We start from the raw sequence: 14271 nt of genomic DNA, 5'->3' as shown, positions 1-14271 counted from the left end.
GCCAGGCTAGGCGCGGAAGGCGCTACTCCCCTTGAATTACGGCTACTTGTCGATGTCGCCGACCACGAAGAACAGCGAGCCCAGGATGGACACCATGTCCGCGACCAGCTGCCCCGGCAACAGCACGGCCAGGGCCTGGATGTTGTTGTAGGAGGCGCTGCGCAGCTTCAGCCGGTACGGGGTCTTCTCGCCCTTGGAGACCAGGTAGTAGCCGTTGATGCCCAGCGGGTTCTCGGTCCAGGCGTAGGTGTGCCCCTCGGGCGCCTTCAGGACCTTGGGCAGGCGCTGGTTGACCGGTCCCGGCGGGAGGTCGTCCATCCGGTCCAGACAGGCCACGGCGAGGTCGAGGGAGTTGTGGGTCTGCTCCAGCAGGCACTCGAAGCGGGCCAGGCAGTCGCCCTCGGTCCGGGTGACCACCTTCAGGACGTCCTGGAGCTCGCCGTAGGCCAGGTACGGCTCGTCCCGCCGCAGGTCGAAGTCCACGCCGGAGGCGCGGGCGATAGGGCCGGACACCCCGTACGCGTGCACCGCCTCCGCGGACAGGACCCCTACGCCGCGGGTACGGCCGCGGAAGATCTCGTTGCCGCGGACGAGCCTGTCGTAGACGTCCATCCGGCTGCGGACGTCGGCGATCGCGGCGCGGGCCCGGCCCAGCCAGCCGGCCGGGAGGTCCTCCTTGAGACCGCCCACGCGGTTGAACATGTAGTGCATACGGCCGCCGGAGATCTCCTCCATGACGGCCTGGAGCTCCTCGCGCTCGCGGAAGGCGTGGAAGATCGGGGTGATCCCGCCCAGTTCGAGCGGGTACGAGCCGAGGAACATCAGGTGGTTCAGCACGCGGTTCAGCTCGGCCAGCAGGGTCCGCATCCACACGGCCCGCTCGGGGACCTCCATGCCCAGCATCCGCTCGACCGCCATCACCACGCCGAGCTCGTTCGAGAACGCCGACAGCCAGTCGTGGCGGTTCGCGAGCATGACGATCTGCCGGTAGTCACGGGCCTCGAAGAGCTTCTCGGCGCCGCGGTGCATGTAACCGACCACCGGTTCGGCGCTGGCGATCCGCTCGCCGTCCAGGACGAGGCGCAGGCGCAGCACGCCGTGCGTGGAAGGGTGCTGGGGGCCGATGTTGAGCACCATGTCGGTGCTCTCCGCCGCTCCGCCGATGCCGACCGTCGTCTCCGTCATGCGGGCATTGTCTCAGCCCTACGCTGGGGGGATGGATACGGGGACGAAGGCTGAGACGGGCGAGCCCGGCTGGGTCGGGCTGCCGGGCGGGCTGCTCACCCTGCGGCGGACGCTGCTCGTGGGCTGGACCTGCCTGCTGGCGGCGGCGACCGGGCTGCTGCTCGGCCTGCTCGTGGGCCCGGAGTGGGCGGCGGCGGGGACGTTCTGGCTCGCCGCGGGGGCTTGGGGCTGGGTGCTCATCGGCCGCAACTGGCGGTCCTGGCGGTACACCGAGCGCGCCGACGACCTGCTGATCAGCCGGGGAGTGCTGTGGCGGGAGCAGACCGTGGTCCCGTACGGCCGGATGCAGCTGGTCGAGGTCACCTCGGGCCCGCTGGAGCGGCGCTTCGGCCTGGCCTCACTCCAACTGCACACGGCTGCGGCGGCCACCGACGCCCGGATCCCCGGGCTGGTACCGGCCGAGGCGGAGCGGCTGCGCGACCGGCTCGCCGCCCTCGGCGAGGCAAGGTCGGCGGGCCTGTGACCTCCGGTGCGGTGGGCGGTGAGCCGGGCGCCCCGGAGCCGGTGGACGGGCAGCCGGTGAGCGCCGGTGCGGTGGGCGGTGAGCCGGGCGCCCCGGGGGCGCCGGGGGGTGAGCCGAAGGAATCAGGGCCGGCCGGGGCGACCGGCTCGACGGGTGGCGCCGCGGAGGGGCCCGGCCGACAGGCCGTGGCCGAGCGGCGGCTGCACCCCTTCACACCGCTGCGCCGTGCCTGGGTGCCGATCGCCGCGACCGTCGGCCTCCTCGCCCAGCAGGGCGACCGGGCGGCGCGCTGGGTGGCGGACCTGTCCACGCTCCTGCGGTTGGTGACGCTGGTGGGCGTGGTCCTGATGTTCGGCGTGTACGGCTTTCTGAGCTGGTGGTTCACCCACTACGCGGTGACCGACACCGAACTGCGCATCCGGACCGGGCTGCTCTTCCGCCGCACCGCGCACATCCGGCTGGACCGGCTCCAGGCCGTGGACGTCACCCGGCCGCTGCTGGCCCGGCTGACCGGAGTCGCGAGCCTGCGGCTCGACGTGATCGGCACCGAGGAGAAGGACCAGCTGTCGTTCCTCGGCGAGAAGGAGGCCGTCGCCCTCCGCGCCGAGCTCCTGGCCCGCGCCGCGGGCTTCGCCCCCGAGGAGGCGGTGCGCCTCGGCGAGGCCCCGCAGCGTGAACTGCTGCGGGTGACCCCGCGCGAGCTGGCCGTGTCGCTGATGCTCAGCCTCGGCGTCTGGGCCGCGCTGGCCGGCGGGATCGTCGCGCCGTTCTTCGTGTGGTGGATCAGCTCCAGCCCGTGGGCGGCCGTCGTCACCCTGCTCCCCATGCTGGGCGGGGTCTGGGCGGCCACCGTCGGCCGCTTCCTCACCGAGTACGACTGGCGGGTCGCCGAGTCCCCGGACGGGCTGCGCCTGGATCACGGGATGCTGGACCGGGCCCACGAGACCGTGCCGCCCGGGCGCGTGCAGACGGTACGGATCGTGGAGCCGCTGCTGTGGCGGCGCAGCGACCGGGTCCGCGTGGAGCTCGCCGTGGCCGGGTCGAAGAACGAGGTCCTGGTTCCGGTGGCCTCGCGGGCCGCCGCCTACGCCGTGATCGCGCGCGTCCTGCCCGGCGTGGACCTGGCGGGCCTGTCCTTCTCGGGCTCGCCGGGCACCGGATCGCGCTGGGTGGTCCCGGTGTGGTGGAAGGGCTACGCCCTGGCGCTCTCGCCCGAGGTGTTCGCCGCCCGGCACGGCCGCCTGTGCCGCCGTACGGAGATCGTCCCGCACGCCAAGGTGCAGAGCGTCCGCCTCTCCCAGGGCCCCTGGGCCCGCGCCCGCGGCGTCGCCGACGTCCACGTGGACACCGGCGCGAACGGCACGGTCACCGCCCGGCTGCGGGCGGCCACCGAGGCCGCCCGGCTGTTGCACGACCAGGCCGCCCGCTCCCACACCTCCCGCGCGACGGCCCGCCCGGACCGCTGGATGACCGGGCCCGGCCCGGAGGCGTGAGCCGCGCCGGGGCCTCGCACGAGCGTCAAGGAGATCTTGACAAGGTGATCATGTCAAGATTTCCTTGACGTATGCTGACTTCGCGATCCAAGGACCACCGGGACCACACGCCCGCCACCCCGGCCATGGCCCCGGCCCTGCCGGTGGCCGTGCTTCTGCCCGCCGTGAGCGTGATGTTCGGCGACCGGCTCGGCACCCCCGCCACCATCGCCCTGATCCTCGTGGGCCTCGTGTTCATCGGCTGCACGGCCGCCCAGGGCGCCCGGGCGGCGCGCTCCGAGCAGGCGCGTCGCGACCAGGAGGTCCTCGACGCCCTCGAACCCCTTGCCGGACCGGGCCGATGAGCGGCGAACCGCTGCTCCAGCCGGTGGAGGCGGACCGGATCCGGGAGGGGATCGCCGCGGCCGTCCTCGGTGCCCCCGAGGGGCTGGCGGAGTCGCTCGAACACGACCCCCACGGATACCTGCGCCTGTTGGACGCCTCGCGCGTCGGCGCCGAGGAATCGAGCCGGCTGCTGCGCGAGGCTGTTCAGGGCGCCAGGGCCGCCGGACACAGCTGGGACGCGGTGGGCCGCGTCCTGGGTGTGAGCCGGCAGGCCGCCCAGCAGCGCTTCGCGGGCAAGGCGGGGGGCGGCGCGGGCCCGTCGGCGCCGCCCGCCGGGGAGCCCGGCGGCCCCGAGCGCCGGACCCTCGGCGGCCTGACCGCGTTCAACGAGATGGCCGCCCTGGAGGAAGCGGGCCGCGAGGGCTGGCACGCGGTCGGCTACGGCCCCTTCTTCCACGAGGTGGAAGCCTCCGACCATCCCTGGGAGCACTGCCGGGTGACGCTCCCGTCCGTCGCGCGGCACCGGCGGATGGAATCAGAAGGCTGGATTCCGGTCGGGGCGGGCTGGTTCCCCTGGCGCTACTACAAGCGCCCCCTCGACCAGGGCACCTGACAGCGGCGGCGGCAAGGCCCCGGCGGGGCGGCCGCCGGGGCCGGCTATCCGGCCCCGCCGCCCGCGCGGACCAGGCCCGTCTCGTAGGCCAGGACCACCACCTGGACCCGGTCGCGCAGACCGAGCTTGGTCAGGATGCGGCCCACGTGGGTCTTCACCGTGGCCTCCGACAGGACCAGCCGCGCCGCGATCTCGCCGTTCGACAGCCCCTGCGCCACCAGCAGCATGACCTCGCGCTCGCGCTCCGTCAGCCGCTCGATCTCCTTGTGCTCCGGCTCCTGCGTCGTCGTCGGCAGCATCGGCGCGAAGCGGTCCAACAGGCGCCGCGTCGTGGACGGCGCCACCACCGCGTCCCCGCTGTGCACCGAGCGGATCGCGCCGAGCAGTTCGGCCGGCGGCACGTCCTTCAGCATGAAGCCGCTCGCACCCGCCTTCAGGCCCGAGAAGGCGTACTCGTCCAGGTCGAAGGTGGTCAGGATGATCACCTTCGGGTGCTCCGCCGGCTCGCAGATCCGTCGCGTCGCCTCGACACCGTCGAGCCTCGGCATGCGGACGTCCATCAGCACCACGTCCACCTTCGTGGCCCGCAGCACCTCCAATGCCTCCAGGCCGTCACCCGCCTCGGCGACGACCTCCATGTCGGGCTGGGCGGCGAGCACCATGCGGAAGCCGGTGCGCAGCAGGACCTGGTCGTCGACCAGCATCACTCGGATGGACATCAGTTACCTCGTCCTCGTCATCTCTTCTTCAGGGGCAGCAGTGCGCTGATCCGGAAGCCGCCACCGGGCCGCGGCCCCGCCTCCAGGGTTCCGCCGACCATACCGATCCGCTCTCGCATGCCGATCAGCCCGTGTCCGGCGCCGTCCGCGCCGCCGTCCTCGTACAGCTCGTGGGCCGCGCCCCGGCCGTCGTCCTCGACCAGCAGGCCGAGCCCGTCGTCGAAATAGACCAGCCGGACGCTGGCCTTCGCATCGGACCCGCCGTGCTTGCGGGTGTTGGTCAGCGCCTCCTGCACGATCCGGTAAGCGGTCAGCTCGACGCCGCTGGGCAGGGGCCGCGGGGCGCCCTCCACTTCGAAGTCCACCGTGAGCCCGGCCGCCCGTACCTGCTCGACCAGGACCTCGATCTGCTCGACGTCGGGCTGCGGCACGTAGTCCTCGGACTCCTGCGGCTCGCCCGTGCGCAGGACGCCGAGCAGCCGGCGCATCTCGGCGAGGGCCTGGCGGCCGGTGCCGGAGATGGTCTGGAGGGCCTCCTTGGCCTGCTCGGGGGCCACGTCCATGACGTACGCGGCGCCGTCCGCCTGCACCACCATCACCGAGACGTTGTGCGCGACGACGTCGTGCAGCTCGCGGGCGATCCGGGCGCGCTCGGCGGCCACGGCCACCTTGGACTGGGCCTCGCGCTCCTTCTCCAGCCGGTGGTTGCGCTCCACCAGCTGGGCGTAATAGGCCCGCCGGGTCCGCAGGGAGTCGCCCAGCACCCAGGCCAGGACGAAGGGGACGATCATGAAGATGGCGAAGAGGACGTTGTCGACGTCGTTGGCGCCCTTGTCCACGCCGTACCGCAGGAAGTAGAGCGGCGCGGCCGCCAGCCCCCAGCCCAGTGCGGTGCGCGAGACCCAGCGCGGCACCTCGCTCGCGGCGACCGTGTAGAGGATCACGAACATGGCGATGTCGTAGAAGCCGGCGACGATCCCCGCGGCCAGTTGGAGCAGGCCCGCCCCGAGGGTGAGCCAGAACATCGCCTGCGTCCACTTGCGGCGCAGGGCCAGAGCCGTGCTCAGAGCGATCACCACCGGGACGGCGACGATCTTCAGGGGCCGGCTGATGTCGGGCTCGCCCGTGACGTTCAGCATCGAGACCCCGAAGAAGAGCACAGCCCAGAAGCTGTCGACGCCCGTCGGGTGTCTGCGGAGGAAGTCGTAGAGGCGCTGCACGTAACCCAGAGTAGGGAACGGCGATAGGTGCTGGAGTCAACCAGAGGTCCGAACCTGGCACCGGGGACATACTCCCCAAGGTGGAGGGTGAGCATAGCCTTCGGTGATGAGCACTCCTGGTGAAGCCGCCGCGGTCCGGTGGCGCAGTGCGATGGACGCGGCGCTGTACGGGCCCGGCGGCTTCTACGTCCGCCCCGCCGGCCCGGGCCCGGCCGGCCACTTCCGTACCTCCGTGCACGCCTCCGCCCTGTACGCGGGTGCCGTGGCCCGGCTGCTGCGGTGGGTGGACGCGGAGCTCGGGCACCCGCGGGAGCTCGACCTCGTCGACATGGGCGCCGGGCGGGCCGAACTGCTGTCCGGGGTGCTCGCCGCGCTCGACCCGGAGACGGCGGCGCGGGTGCGGCCGTACGCCGTGGAGCGGGCGGAGCGGCCCGAGGGGCTCGATGCGCGGATCCGCTGGACCGGGGCGGTGCCCGAGGGCGTGACCGGGCTGCTCTTCGCCAACGAATGGCTGGACAACGTACCCCTCGACGTCGCCGAGGACGGGCACTACGTCCTGGTCGCGCCGGACGGCACGGAGAGCCGGGGCGGCCCGCTGGAGGACGCGGACCGGGCCTGGCTGGAGCGCTGGTGGCCGGGCGGCGGCCGGGCGGAGATCGGCCGCCCGCGCGACGAGGCCTGGGCCGCGGCGGCCGGGAGCCTGGAGCGGGGCCTGGCGGTGGCGGTGGACTACGCCCACGCCCGGCGGGCCAGGCCCCCGTTCGGCACCCTGACGGGATTCCGCGGCGGCCGGGAGGTCCCGCCGGTTCCCGACGGCAGCTGCGACGTCACCGCCCACGTGGCACTGGACGCCTGCGCCGGGCCGGGATCGGTGCTGCTGACCCAGCGCGAGGCCCTGACCGCCCTCGGGATCTCCGGCGCCCGGCCCCCGCTCGCCCTGGCCTCGTCGGACCCGGCGGCCTACGTACGGGCCCTGGCCTCGGCCGGTGAGGCGGCGGAGCTGACCTCCCGCTCCGGTCTGGGCGCCTTCGGCTGGCTGGTGCAGCCGGTGGGGATGCGGGCGTGGCCGGAGCCGGACTCGCGGCCGGAGCAGGAATCGGGGCCGCCGCAGGCCTGACCGGTGCGGCCCGCGTCCCGCCGCCAGCGGCCGGCCTGTGGCGGACACGGGGGAGGGGCCGGATCCGGATCCGGCCCCTCTGACGACACCCGCTACCGTCGCAGGCTACTGCGTGACCTCGTCGTGGCCCGGGTGGAGGCCGCCGCCACCGCCGCTGCCGCCGGGGGTCGGCGTCGACACGACCGGCTTCGACAGCGGGGCGAGGTCCCAGGCGTAGTGGCCGACCGCGTCCGCGATGACGTCGACGTTGATGTCGAGCGCCTTCTGGTCGATGTTGGTGATGTCGTCGCCCTCGCCGTGGTAGTTCACGTCGTAGGCCACACCGGCCTGGCCGCCGAACTTCGCGGCCTCCTCGGGCGTCTTGATGCCCTCGGCGCCGGTGAAGGTGCCGCCGGACGGGATGCCGACCTCGATGAACGGGCCGTAGTCCGAGCGGCCGGAGAAGTCCGTGCCCGCGTGCGGGATCTTCTTCGAGTCGAGGAAGTCGGTGATCCCCTTCTCCAGCTGGGCGGAGCCCTCCGGGCCGGGGCCCGCGCCGACGCCGTCCGAGTCGTCGCCGTCGTAGACGAAGTACGCGGCGTTCGGAGAGCCGATCATGTCGAAGTTGAGGTAGAGCTTGATCTGCTTCTTCTGCGCGTCCGTCAGACCGCCGACGTAGGCCTCGGAGCCGAGCAGGCCGAACTCCTCGGCCGACCACCAGGCGAACTTGACCTTGTTCTTGATCTTCTTCTGGTCGCTCGCGAGCCGCTGGGCGACCTGGAGGATTCCGGCCGAGCCGGATCCGTTGTCGTTGATGCCCGGGCCTGCCGCGACCGAGTCGAGGTGCGCTCCGAGGAAGACGGTGTTGTTCTCGTCGCCGCCCTTGGTCTCGGCGATGACGTTGAAGGTCTTGCGGTTCTCGCGCAGCTCGCGGATGTCGAGGGTCAGCTCGACCGGGCCGGCGGCGGCCTCGGCGGCCAGCTTCTCGCCGTCCTCCTGGGTGATGCCGCCCGTGGGGACCTTGCCCGCGGCCGGGTCGCCTATGGTGCCGTTCAGGGCTCCCGCGGTGTTGTTGTAGATGACCGCGCCGACCGCGCCGGCGGCCGCCGCGTTCTGCTGCTTGACCGCGAAGGTGCAGCCGCCGCGCTTGACCAGGGCGATCTTGCCGGTGAAGGCGCCCGCGGCGAAGTCGCCGGGCTCGCAGCCGTTGGTCCCGTCCGCGTCGACCGGGGCGACGGCGACCGGGGCCGTCACGCCGCCCTCCGGGGAGTTCGCCGTGTAGGTCATCAGGTGGATCGGGACGTCGCGCCCGTTCGCACCGTTGACCGTGAGCTTCTCCTCGATGGTCTCGACGAAGACGAAGTCGAACTCGTTGCGGGTGACCGTGTAGCCGGCCGCCTTCATCACGGCTTCGACGTACTTGGCCGACTGCTCGTGGCCCTTGGAACCGGCCGCGCGGTTGCCGTTGTTGTAGTCGGCGATCGACTGCAGGACCTTGAGGTGGTTGAAGGCTCCCTTGCCGGTCGCGTCCTTGACCAGCTTGCGGGCCAGCGCGTCACCGCGCGCGGCGTCGCTCTGCGGGCTGGTGGCGCCGGCCGGTCCGGCGAGCAGCAGCGGTGAGACGAGGGCGGTGGCTGCCAGGGCGGCGGTTGCTGCGGCTATACGGCGTGAGGGCATGAAGGTCCTTCCACGACTGGGCGAGCAGGGCAGGGCGGAGCTGGGCACGACCGGCGGAACGAGGTTGATCCGGGCACGACGGGCGGAGCAGGGCACAGCACGGCGGAACGCGACGGACCGGACGTGCGGACGCGGTGCGCGTTACGTGGGCGAACAGTGAGCGCACGTTAGACAGCAAGTGGCCATCATGGCCAGAGTTTTCGCTGATTTCGGTTTATGAATTCCGTATATCGGTGACTCTGGACCGGTCGAATCCGGCCAACCACCTGCCGGTTGGCACTACCGGAGGATGCCCTCGACGAAGTCGGAGCCGATTCGGGCGACCGTACCCAGATCCAACTGGTGCTGGGCATAACGGCCCTGCCTCCGCGTATGCATCAGACCGGCCCTTTTCAGGACGGCCAGGTGCCGCGACACCTCCGGCGCGGTGATCCCGTGCACGTTCGCCAGCTCACTGGTCGTGTACGGGGCCCGGGCCAGACTCCGGCACAGCATCATCCGCATCGGGTGCGCCAGGGCCTCCATCCGCAGCTGGAGCAGCTCCACCGAGCCCGACCCGGAAGCCGGCTCGGAGGTGCCGAGCGGATAGTGGACCACCGGCCTCCAGTCCGGTGCGTGCAGGACCAGCAGATGCGGCCAGCCGAAGTTGGTGGGCACGAAGACGAGGCCGCTGCCTATTCGGGGATCGGTCGCCGTGGCCGTCCCGTGGACCATCTTGTCGGCCGTGATGGTGGTGAGGCCCTCGTCGACGCTCAGGGCCGCCGAGGCGTCCTTCAGTGCGGCCGCCAGGCCCTTGCGGCGCAGCAGCTCGGCCTTGTGGCGTGCGTCGGCGCTCTGCCCGGGCTCGAGGCGCTCCCACGTCTGCGCGAAGAACGCCTCGTCGCAGTCCTCCAGGAGCCGCCGCAGCCACACCCGCACGGCCGCGGTGTCGTCCAGCAGCCGCACGGAGAACTCCAGCTGCCGCGGCCCGCGGGCGGCGGCGAGCTCCAGCGCCCTGGCCCGGGCCACCGGGTCCTTCAGCGGCGAGGGCCCGCCGCCCTCGTTGTAGAGCGCCAGCCGGCAGTGCTCCAGCGCGGCCCCCACGAACCGCTCGTCGTCCAGCCGGTCGAGTACGTCGAGCTCCTCGGCCAGCGTCGCCGCCGGCAGCCCGGCCTCCCCGGGGATCCCGGCGAAGGGCATGAAGATGTCGGAGAAGGAGCTGCGCCACAGGAACTCGGCCTCCAGCAGCCGGTCCGCGAGACACGGATCGAGCGAGGCGGAGGTGGCGGTGGTCCAGGAGGCGAGCCGCGGGTGGTGCGACGGCTGCGAGAGAGCGTGCAGAGCCATGCAGAGTTCCGCGAGCGGGGAGGGCGCGAAGGCGATCCGCTCGTGGGGGAGCCCGGCGATGTCGATGGTGACGCTCATCCGGCCATTCTGTCCGTTCCCGCACGTCGGGGACGTCGGCTCCGGGCCTCGGGCGCCTCCGTACGGGTGGCCGCGCGGGCTCAGGCACGGCCGCCGGACGAGTGATCGTCACCGCCCGGGACGGTTATCGGCCGGGACGGTCGGCGCGGAACGTCAACCGTCGTGCGCGACGGGGCCGACGGGGTGAGGGTGGAGTCATGACAGCCATCGAGCAGTACCTCATCGACACCTACCGCGCGTCCCAGCACGGGGAACCCATGCCCCCGCCGCCCGGCCGCGACGACGTCGCCGTCGTTCGCGCGGCCCGCTCCTACCAGCAGCTCCAGGCCGTTCTGGACGGCGGCGAGGCCCGCCACCCGTGGCGCGCCGCCCTGCGCCGGATGCTGACCCGCCCGCACCCGTGCTGAACCGTGTCCGGGAGTGACCGGTGGCCGCAGGACGGTGGCTGCCGACCAGCGGCAGACCGTCCGCCACTGCCCGGCCCTGGATCAGCCCTGTCGCACCGGCGGGGCAGCCTTGACCGTCTGGAGGAAGGCCGACCACGCGGCTGGGGAGACGGTGAGGTGATCCCTGCCGGGGTCGTCGCTGCCGGCCACCTTCACGGCCGCGCCGCGGGCGGCCGCAGCGACGTGCACACAGGCCTCTCCCTCCTGGCAGAACGACGACTTTCGCCAGCTGAGCCGAGTCATGGGGACTTCTCCGTTCACAGGGCACGCAGGATGCTGTGGATGAAATCCCGGCTCTTCCCGCGTTCGAGGGCTGCGCCCTCCATGCGGTCCAGAAGCAGCCGGTACTTGGCGAGCTGGGCCTCGGCGTCGACCAGTGCGGGGCCGTGGGACTGGTCGAGGTGGACGGTGTCGAGCTGCGGTACGGGCCCGTGGACGTAGTAGATCGACTGACCCGACCCGGGAAAGGAACCCGCGTCGAAGGGGATCACCAGAATCCGGACATGGCTCAGCTCTCCCATCTCCAGCAAATGGGTCAGCTGGGCCTTCACGACGGAGTGCCCGCCGAACTTCATCCGCAGGGCCGCTTCGTGGATGATCGCGGTGTACGGGACCGGGTCGCCGCGGTGGAGTACTTCCTGCCGCCTGATGCGGTGGGCAACGCGTTGCTCCACGTCCTCCGGGGGCAGCGGCGGCAACACGTGCCCGAAGATCTCCCGGGCGTGCTCCGCCGTCTGCAGCAGGCCGGGCACGTGGACGGTGTAGGCGGCCCGCAGCGCCAGACCGTGGTGCTCCAGCTCGGCGAGGTCGAGGAGGCCGGGCGGCAGGATCCCCCTGTACTGCTCCCACCAGCCCTTCGTGCGGTCGCCTGCCATTGCGGCCAGTGCGTCGACGAGCAGGGGGTCGCAGACGGAGTACACCTGTGCCATGGCGTGGACGCGTTCGGGGCTGACTCCGAACCTGCCCGTCTCCACGTTGCTCAGCTGGCCCTGGCTGGTGCCGAGTTGACGAGCAGCCTCGGTCGCCGTGAGCCCAGAGCGTTCCCGCAACTTGCGCAGCTCAACGGCGACGCGGATGCGTCGGGCCGTGAGTGCTACCCGCCCCGCCATGGCACTCCCTTCCGGCGACTTTCTCACTCACACGAGCGAATGAGGTCCTGGATCCCACGAGATCCGCGCAAATAACACTTGCGCGACCCTAGTCTGGGACGCAGGCCACCCCGCCCGGAAGTACCCCGCTCGACGGAGCGGCACGGTCACCGGGCAGCAAGCGCAATGCGACCAACACCCCTCCGTGATCGGAGACTTCCATGCCTGCCACCGTATCTCCGTCGTGGGCCTACAGCCTGCAACTCCCGCAAGATCCCCGCGCCCCAGGCCTCGCCCGTCAGACCCTGCGTTCCGTGCTCCGGACCCACGCGATGAGCGCACTCGTGGAGACGGCGGAGCTGTTGGCCGGTGAGCTGCTGGCCAACGCCTACCTCTACTCCGACGGCCCGTACACGCTCCGGCTCCGGGCCATGGGGTCCACCCGGCTGCGGGTCAGCGTCTGGGACAGCAATCCGCACATCCCTGCGCCCTTCGGAGCGGACTCCCCCGTCGCGACACCGCAGTCGGGCGCCGAGCGGGGCCGCGGGCTGTTCCTCGTACGGGCATACGCCGCGAACTGGGGCGGCTATCCGCTCGGCGGGGCGGGGTTGTACGGGAACGCCGGCGGAAAGCTGCTGTGGGTCGAAGTCCGCGCCTGACCGGGAGGGCGGCTGTATCCGCGGCCCCCCTCCCGGCGGCGTCACTCGAAGTTCGGCGCGTTGCGCTGGTACACCAGCCGCAGTCCGATCAGCGTCAGCCACGGCTCGTGGTCGTCGATCACCGAGGACTCGCCCAGCACCATCGGGGCCAGACCGCCGGTCGCGATGACCCGGACGTCGTCCGGATCGCCGTTCGGCCCGGCCAGCTCCTTGGCCATCCGGGCCACGACCCCGTCGACCTGACCCGCGAAACCGTAGATCACGCCCGACTGCATGGCCTCGACCGTCGACTTGCCGATCACGTGGCGCGGCCGGGCCAGCTCGATCTTGCGCAGCTGGGCACCCCGTACGCCGAGCGCCTCCATCGAGATCTCGATCCCCGGCGAGATCACCCCGCCCACGTACTCGCCCTTCGCGGACACCGCGTCGAAGGTGGTCGCCGTACCGAAGTCGACCACGATCGCCGGGCCCCCGTAGAGCTCGACCGCCGCGACCGCGTTGATGATGCGGTCCGCGCCGACCTCCTTCGGGTTGTCCATCAGGATCGGCACGCCCGTCTTGATGCCCGGCTCCACCAGCACCGCCGGCACGTCGCCGTAGTAGCGCCGGGTGACCTCGCGCAGTTCGTGCAGGACCGACGGCACCGTCGAGCAGATCGCGATGCCGTGGATCCCGTCGCCGAGCTCGCTGCCGAGCATCGGGTGCATGCCCATCAGGCCCTGCATCAGCACGGCCATCTCGTCGGCCGTGCGCCGCGGGTCGGTCGAGATGCGCCAGTGCTCGACGATCTCGTCACCGTCGAACAGGCCCAGGACCGTGTGGGTGTTGCCTACGTCGATGGTGAGGAGCACCGGTTACACCGCCTCGCGCAGATCGAGACCGATGTCCAGGATCGGCGAGGAGTGGGTCAGCCCGCCGACCGCCAGGTAGTCCACGCCGGTCTCCGCGTACGCCCGGGCGGTGTCCAGCGTCAGCCGGCCCGAGGACTCCAGCACCGCGCGGCCGGCCACCAGCGTGACGGCCTCCTCGGTCTCCGGGACGGTGAAGTTGTCCAGCAGGATCAGGTCGGCGCCCGCGTCCAGGACCTCGCGGACCTGGTGCATCGTGTCGACCTCGACCTCGATCGGGACCTCCGGGAACGCCTCGCGCACCGCGTTGAAGGCCTGCGCGACACCGCCCGCCGCGACCACGTGGTTGTCCTTGACCAGCGCCGCGTCCGACAGGGACATGCGGTGGTTGACGCCGCCGCCGCAGCGGACCGCGTACTTCTCCAGCGAGCGCAGCCCCGGCGTCGTCTTGCGGGTGTCGCGGACCCTGGCCTTCGTGCCCTCCAGGACGTCGGCCCAGCGGCGGGTGGCCGTCGCGATGCCCGAGAGCCGGCACAGGATGTTCAGCGCGCTGCGCTCGGCCGTCAGCAGGTCGCGGGTGCGGGCACGGACCGACAGCAGCACCTCGCCGGCCTTGACGGTGTCGCCGTCCTCCGCGTGCCGCTCCACCTCGAAGGCCTCCGTGCACACCACGGAGAACACCGCCTCCGCGATGCGCAGCCCCGCCACGACACCGTCCTCGCGGGCGACGAAGTCGGCGACGGCCTCGGCGTCCTCGGGGACCGTGGCCACGGTGGTGACGTCCACGCCGCCGTCGAGGTCCTCGGAGAGCGCCATGTGGGCGATGTCCTCGACCTCGATCGGGTCCAGGCCCGCGTCCGCGAGCAGCTGCGCGAGCGCCGGGTCGAGGCCGCTCTCCTCGCCGTCGCCGCAGGCGCAGTCGTCACCGCAGCCGCCGTCGTTCTGGTCGATGAGGGGAAGTTCGGGGGTGCTCACG

The 14271-nt window shown here is 72.1% G+C and carries 16 protein-coding genes; 7 read left to right on the top strand and 9 right to left on the bottom strand.

Annotation, left to right across the window (positions count from 1 at the left end):
* Window positions 1-42: 42 nt before the first annotated feature.
* On the bottom strand, window positions 43-1185 hold the full coding sequence (locus ACZ6JS_RS10265; protein ID WP_469297217.1) for an NADH-quinone oxidoreductase subunit D: 1143 nt from the start codon (window positions 1183-1185) through the stop codon (window positions 43-45).
* Window positions 1186-1216: 31 nt separating this feature from the next.
* Between ACZ6JS_RS10265 and ACZ6JS_RS10260 the strand changes: the two genes are divergently transcribed.
* The 4 genes from ACZ6JS_RS10260 to ACZ6JS_RS10245 all read left to right on the top strand — a co-directional run bounded on the left by ACZ6JS_RS10260 (window position 1217) and on the right by ACZ6JS_RS10245 (window position 4138).
* Window positions 1217-1708 (top strand): PH domain-containing protein, encoded by a 492-nt coding sequence (locus tag ACZ6JS_RS10260; protein WP_469297216.1) that lies wholly within the window; start codon window positions 1217-1219, stop codon window positions 1706-1708.
* The gene (locus ACZ6JS_RS10255) at window positions 1705-3201 is read left to right on the top strand and encodes a PH domain-containing protein (protein ID WP_469297215.1); all 1497 of its coding nucleotides are present in this window, start codon (window positions 1705-1707) and stop codon (window positions 3199-3201) included. The genes ACZ6JS_RS10260 and ACZ6JS_RS10255 overlap by 4 nt, the downstream gene beginning before the upstream one ends.
* 71 nt (window positions 3202-3272) lie before the next feature.
* Window positions 3273-3545 carry a hypothetical protein gene (locus ACZ6JS_RS10250; RefSeq protein ID WP_469297214.1) on the top strand — a complete coding sequence of 91 codons (273 nt, stop codon included), beginning with the start codon at window positions 3273-3275 and terminating at the stop codon, window positions 3543-3545.
* A complete protein-coding gene (locus ACZ6JS_RS10245) occupies window positions 3542-4138 on the top strand; it encodes a hypothetical protein (RefSeq protein ID WP_469297213.1) in 597 nt (198 codons plus the stop codon). The genes ACZ6JS_RS10250 and ACZ6JS_RS10245 overlap by 4 nt, the downstream gene beginning before the upstream one ends.
* 44 nt (window positions 4139-4182) lie before the next feature.
* Here ACZ6JS_RS10245 and ACZ6JS_RS10240 read toward each other — a convergent pair whose 3' ends face one another.
* On the bottom strand, window positions 4183-4857 hold the full coding sequence (locus ACZ6JS_RS10240; protein ID WP_030846041.1) for a response regulator transcription factor: 675 nt from the start codon (window positions 4855-4857) through the stop codon (window positions 4183-4185).
* Window positions 4858-4874: 17 nt separating this feature from the next.
* Window positions 4875-6077 (bottom strand): sensor histidine kinase, encoded by a 1203-nt coding sequence (locus ACZ6JS_RS10235; protein WP_469297212.1) that lies wholly within the window; start codon window positions 6075-6077, stop codon window positions 4875-4877.
* A 106-nt stretch (window positions 6078-6183) separates the two neighbouring features.
* On the opposite strand from ACZ6JS_RS10235, the gene ACZ6JS_RS10230 reads away from it, so the two are divergent.
* Window positions 6184-7194 carry an SAM-dependent methyltransferase gene (locus ACZ6JS_RS10230; RefSeq protein ID WP_469297211.1) on the top strand — a complete coding sequence of 337 codons (1011 nt, stop codon included), beginning with the start codon at window positions 6184-6186 and terminating at the stop codon, window positions 7192-7194.
* A 105-nt stretch (window positions 7195-7299) separates the two neighbouring features.
* Here the strand turns inward: ACZ6JS_RS10230 and ACZ6JS_RS10225 are convergent, their stop codons facing one another.
* Entirely contained in the window at window positions 7300-8850 is a 1551-nt protein-coding gene (locus tag ACZ6JS_RS10225) for a M28 family metallopeptidase (protein WP_469297210.1), read from the bottom strand.
* A 279-nt stretch (window positions 8851-9129) separates the two neighbouring features.
* Entirely contained in the window at window positions 9130-10254 is a 1125-nt protein-coding gene (locus tag ACZ6JS_RS10220) for a DUF5937 family protein (RefSeq protein WP_469297209.1), read from the bottom strand.
* A gap of 197 nt (window positions 10255-10451) precedes the next feature.
* Between ACZ6JS_RS10220 and ACZ6JS_RS10215 the strand changes: the two genes are divergently transcribed.
* On the top strand, window positions 10452-10661 hold the full coding sequence (locus ACZ6JS_RS10215; RefSeq protein WP_469297208.1) for a hypothetical protein: 210 nt from the start codon (window positions 10452-10454) through the stop codon (window positions 10659-10661).
* A gap of 81 nt (window positions 10662-10742) precedes the next feature.
* Here ACZ6JS_RS10215 and ACZ6JS_RS10210 read toward each other — a convergent pair whose 3' ends face one another.
* Together ACZ6JS_RS10210 and ACZ6JS_RS10205 are read right to left on the bottom strand one after the other, a co-directional pair.
* Window positions 10743-10943: a DUF397 domain-containing protein gene (locus ACZ6JS_RS10210; protein ID WP_469297207.1), complete on the bottom strand. Its 201-nt coding sequence runs from the start codon at window positions 10941-10943 to the stop codon at window positions 10743-10745.
* 14 nt (window positions 10944-10957) lie between these two features.
* The gene (locus ACZ6JS_RS10205; RefSeq protein ID WP_469297206.1) at window positions 10958-11809 is read right to left on the bottom strand and encodes a helix-turn-helix domain-containing protein; all 852 of its coding nucleotides are present in this window, start codon (window positions 11807-11809) and stop codon (window positions 10958-10960) included.
* A gap of 200 nt (window positions 11810-12009) precedes the next feature.
* Here ACZ6JS_RS10205 and ACZ6JS_RS10200 point away from each other — a divergent pair, with 200 nt between their 5' ends.
* Complete coding sequence (locus ACZ6JS_RS10200; RefSeq protein ID WP_469297205.1) at window positions 12010-12447, top strand: ATP-binding protein; 438 nt, start codon at window positions 12010-12012, stop codon at window positions 12445-12447.
* Between the two features lie 41 nt (window positions 12448-12488).
* Here ACZ6JS_RS10200 and ACZ6JS_RS10195 read toward each other — a convergent pair whose 3' ends face one another.
* Both ACZ6JS_RS10195 and nadC read right to left on the bottom strand, forming a co-directional pair.
* On the bottom strand, window positions 12489-13298 hold the full coding sequence (locus ACZ6JS_RS10195; protein WP_030656442.1) for a type III pantothenate kinase: 810 nt from the start codon (window positions 13296-13298) through the stop codon (window positions 12489-12491).
* A 3-nt stretch (window positions 13299-13301) separates the two neighbouring features.
* A complete protein-coding gene (gene nadC, locus ACZ6JS_RS10190; protein WP_030846085.1) occupies window positions 13302-14270 on the bottom strand; it encodes a carboxylating nicotinate-nucleotide diphosphorylase in 969 nt (322 codons plus the stop codon).
* Window position 14271: the final 1 nt, after the last annotated feature.

The organism is Streptomyces sp. NPDC046349, from assembly GCF_055587885.1.
Note: the sequence above shows the minus strand (reverse complement) of the source record. Positions and strands in the feature narration are given on the sequence as shown.

Bases quoted from the DNA above. Each gene is read 5' to 3' on its own strand.
- ACZ6JS_RS10220 (WP_469297209.1), bottom strand. From the start codon at position 10,254: ATGAGCGTCACCATCGACATCGCCGGGCTCCCCCACGAGCGGATCGCC.
- ACZ6JS_RS10205 (WP_469297206.1), bottom strand. From the start codon at position 11,809: ATGGCGGGGCGGGTAGCACTCACGGCCCGACGCATCCGCGTCGCCGTT.
- ACZ6JS_RS10210 (WP_469297207.1), bottom strand. From the start codon at position 10,943: ATGACTCGGCTCAGCTGGCGAAAGTCGTCGTTCTGCCAGGAGGGAGAG.
- ACZ6JS_RS10260 (WP_469297216.1), top strand. From the start codon at position 1,217: ATGGATACGGGGACGAAGGCTGAGACGGGCGAGCCCGGCTGGGTCGGG.
- ACZ6JS_RS10200 (WP_469297205.1), top strand. From the start codon at position 12,010: ATGCCTGCCACCGTATCTCCGTCGTGGGCCTACAGCCTGCAACTCCCG.
- ACZ6JS_RS10230 (WP_469297211.1), top strand. From the start codon at position 6,184: ATGAGCACTCCTGGTGAAGCCGCCGCGGTCCGGTGGCGCAGTGCGATG.
- ACZ6JS_RS10245 (WP_469297213.1), top strand. From the start codon at position 3,542: ATGAGCGGCGAACCGCTGCTCCAGCCGGTGGAGGCGGACCGGATCCGG.
- ACZ6JS_RS10240 (WP_030846041.1), bottom strand. From the start codon at position 4,857: ATGTCCATCCGAGTGATGCTGGTCGACGACCAGGTCCTGCTGCGCACC.
- ACZ6JS_RS10265 (WP_469297217.1), bottom strand. From the start codon at position 1,185: ATGACGGAGACGACGGTCGGCATCGGCGGAGCGGCGGAGAGCACCGAC.
- ACZ6JS_RS10225 (WP_469297210.1), bottom strand. From the start codon at position 8,850: ATGCCCTCACGCCGTATAGCCGCAGCAACCGCCGCCCTGGCAGCCACC.
- ACZ6JS_RS10215 (WP_469297208.1), top strand. From the start codon at position 10,452: ATGACAGCCATCGAGCAGTACCTCATCGACACCTACCGCGCGTCCCAG.
- ACZ6JS_RS10250 (WP_469297214.1), top strand. From the start codon at position 3,273: ATGCTGACTTCGCGATCCAAGGACCACCGGGACCACACGCCCGCCACC.